General features: G+C 44.6%; 3 protein-coding genes. All 3 read right to left on the bottom strand.

Annotated elements, in window-relative coordinates; genetic code table 11:
* Positions 1-461 precede the first annotated feature (461 nt).
* The 3 genes from O9332_RS27825 to O9332_RS27815 all read right to left on the bottom strand — a co-directional run bounded on the left by O9332_RS27825 (position 462) and on the right by O9332_RS27815 (position 3,311).
* Entirely contained in the window at positions 462-1,862 is a 1,401-nt protein-coding gene (locus O9332_RS27825) for an ankyrin repeat domain-containing protein (RefSeq protein ID WP_323131880.1), read from the bottom strand.
* Between the two features lie 20 nt (positions 1,863-1,882).
* Positions 1,883-2,989, bottom strand: coding sequence for a hybrid sensor histidine kinase/response regulator (locus O9332_RS27820; protein ID WP_004162706.1), 1,107 nt, complete (start codon positions 2,987-2,989; stop codon positions 1,883-1,885).
* 127 nt (positions 2,990-3,116) lie between these two features.
* Positions 3,117-3,311, bottom strand: coding sequence for a hypothetical protein (locus tag O9332_RS27815; RefSeq protein WP_196219851.1), 195 nt, complete (start codon positions 3,309-3,311; stop codon positions 3,117-3,119).
* Positions 3,312-3,355 lie beyond the last annotated feature (44 nt).

The following is a 3,355-nucleotide window of genomic DNA, read 5'->3' as shown; positions in this document are numbered from 1 at the left end:
TTCCGAAAGTCCTTGACTTGTTTTAGTTTTTCTATTAAGCTCAACATATCTTTCAAAAGTTTGCGTTCACTTCTCATTTTACCTGACAGTGATCGCTTTTACTTTTGATATTCTGATGGGAGAATGAAACAGCCCTACCCCAAAGGGGGGTTTGGGTAGGGTTGATTCATGAATCAACCCTACCTGGAATCAACCCTACCTGGAATCAACCCTACCTGGAATCAACCCTACCTGGAATCAACCCTAGGGGTTTGGGGGGTTCTACCCCCCAAAAGCTCGGATTGAGCGATAAAATCGCAAGTAATACTAAATCCGTTGAGTATAGGCTACATATCAGGAGAGGCACTGACTTGAAAATAGAGGCTGAAATATCGCCAATTCGTCAATCAGAATATTTTCATGCTTGGCGGTGCCAACTTTGGCATCGGGACTGCTGATCGCTGATCGCTAAACTTGCACTCCTACTCGATCGCTCCTGCTTGTTGTAATAAAGAAACGATCGCCTGATGGTGATTAAATTTAGCTAACATTAAAGCGGTCATTCCCCCTTGATTTTTCTGATTTAAGTTCACCTTTCCCCCGTCTAACAGGACTTTAACCGTGTCGAGACAACCGTGATAACTAGCCCACATTAACGGGGAAGCACCGCTAAAATCGAGTTTATTGACATCGGCACCGATATCGATTAACCAGCGCACCAATTGACTATTATTGTCCTCACAAGCTTTCATAAGGACGGTTTTGCCATCGGGATAAACGGCGTTGGCATTAGCCCCGTATTCGAGGAGATAACGGCAGATTTCCGTAAATTGGCGCTGTAAAGCTAAAGTTAACGGTGTTTCTCCCTGCTGAGTTAGGTTAGGCTCCGCTCCTTGTTTTAACAATTCTAAAACGATCGCTTCGTATCCCTGCACCGTGGCGATAAGCAAGGGTGTATCACCAAAATGGTTACGGTGATTGACAAAAGCGCCAGCTTGTAGTAAGGCCTGGACGATCTCTAAATGTCCTTCGATCGTCCCTAAATGCAGGGCCGTTTCTCCCGCCTGATTTTGATTGTCAACACGGGCCCCCTGAGCAAGTAAAAGTCGGACAATATCGAAATATCCCTCAGCAGCGGCGATCATCAGGGCAGTTTCTCCCTCCTCCGTGCTAATGTTCGGATTGGCTCCCGCTTGCAGTAAAGTTTGTACGCTGCCGAGATTTCCCTTCTCTACAGCCAAAATTAGGGGAGTCTCCCCGGATAAAGTGGGAGCATCGAGGGGCATACCACGGGTAATAAACAATTCGAGGATTTCTGGGCAATTGGCGACGAGAGCCTGTAACCAAGCTTGTTGACGGATTTCTTCATCTACACCACGATCGAGCAGTAAATGGACAATTGCGGCGTAATTTTGTTTGATCGCTACAGATAAAGCCGTATCTCCATCCTGATCGCGCATATTGACCCGAGCGCCGGCGGTTAATAACTGTTCTGCGATCGCTGTATGACCCTTATAAGTGGCGATCATTAGTGCTGGTGTACCATCTTGATTGACCTGATTGACATTAGCACTGGCGGCGATTAATTGAGCAAGGATTTGACTGTGATTGAGGGCAGCCGCTAACATGAGAGGGCTTAAACCTTGAGGTTGTTTACTTTTGTTGATATCAGCCCCAAATTCTCGCAAAATTGCCACAATTTCCCTATGACCCCCCTGCACGGCATAGATTAAAGCCGTAGTATTTTGCCCATCAGTGGCGTTGACATTTGCCCCCTGACTCAGTAAAGCTTGAACCCGCGCGAGATTGCCCTGACGCGCCGCTTGTATTAACAAGATATCCCAATTAGAAGCCATTAACAGTGACCGATCGGCAGAAAGTATTTTTTCTATTATCGATCTTTCTAGACAGGTAAACGGACAGAAAAGCTACTACCCCGTTCTAATTCTGAGGTGACGGCAATAGTTCCCCCATGAGCATCGATAATGCGACGGGAGAGATAAAGTCCTAACCCATTGTTGGAACTGTCTGGGGAACCGGAGTACAGACGCTCGAAAATCCGGGGTAGTTCTTCTGCTGAAATTCCTATACCAGTATCCTCGACGACAATGGTGACAAAAGTATCTTCCTCTGTAGCGGGGATGAGATGAATTTTCACATCACCCTTTTGGGTAAATTTAATCGCATTGCCGATGAGATTGGTAAAAACGCGCCGCAGTTCCAAGCGATCGCCAGTTAGGAAAATTTCCCCGGCATTTTCGGCATTTAAGCTTAATTCTAGTCCTTTTTCTCGGGCAAGGGGAGTTAACTGCTGACAGACTTCTTCGAGAATATCGATAATCTTTAATTTAGTAAAATTAAGTATCTTTTCGCCGTTTTCATAACAATAAACTTCCAAAAGATTATTAACCATTTCCAAGAGATTTTGATTACTGCGAATAATCACATGAATGACTCGACTCATTTCGGGAGTAATCTCACCGTATAAACCTTCTTGAAATAGTTCTAATATGTGATTGACAGACACTAAGGGAGTTCGCAAATCGTGGGTCATCCTCGAAACAAAATCTTCTTTTTGTCTAGCCAATTGCTCTTTTTCTTGTTTGGCAATCGCCACTTCTTGTTCCGCTTCATAGATGCGTAGGGCGTTTCGCATCGCTTGATTTAAGCGCGAGGCAGAAAGACGAAATTTACTCAGATAATCGGAAGCACCGGCTTTCATCATATCTACGGCAATTCCTTCGTCTCCGTGACCGGTTAAAACAATTAGGGGTATTTTAAGTCCCTGTTGCCGAATTTCCCGCACCAAAGTCAAACCATCTCCATCGGGTAGAAGATAATCGATAAACATACAGTCGAAAAGATTATTGGACATCTTTTCTTTAGCCTCTTGATAGTCAGCGGCTTCTGTTATTTCTATCGCCATCTCCGATGTTCTTAAGAATCGGCGCACGGCGATCCGATCTACTTCATTATCATCAACAATTAGAATTCTTAACTGGTTTAACATTGCCAATTTAAATCTGAATTTCATTACTGTCTGATCTACCCTGATAGAATACCTTGAATCGGGTTCGATGGTCAAGACATTTTCGAGGTCGATTCTTACAGCTTTTTTCTTAAAGATGAAGTATAACCTAATTTGCTATTGACGACCGAATCGTGACGACTGGCCCCCCAAAACGAAAAATTAGTACCTCACTATTAAGATGACTGCCACAATCGGAAACAATACTTAGGGTCTGCTGAAAAAGTTTTTCGGTGGTGGCAGGGTGTGGGGTGTGGGGTGTGGGGTGTGGGGTGTGGGGTTTTACCAGTTTTGAGGTGGCCAATTACCTAATTTTCAGGGAAAAAGTCCAGGAATTTTCCCCCCGAT

It is taken from the genome of Microcystis sp. LE19-10.1B, assembly GCF_027530565.1.
GTDB classification, from domain to species: Bacteria; Cyanobacteriota; Cyanobacteriia; order Cyanobacteriales; family Microcystaceae; genus Microcystis; species Microcystis aeruginosa.
This window is presented reverse-complemented; position numbering and strand designations above follow the sequence as displayed.

Bases quoted from the DNA above. Each gene is read 5' to 3' on its own strand.
- O9332_RS27820 (WP_004162706.1), bottom strand. From the start codon at position 2,989: ATGTTAAACCAGTTAAGAATTCTAATTGTTGATGATAATGAAGTAGAT.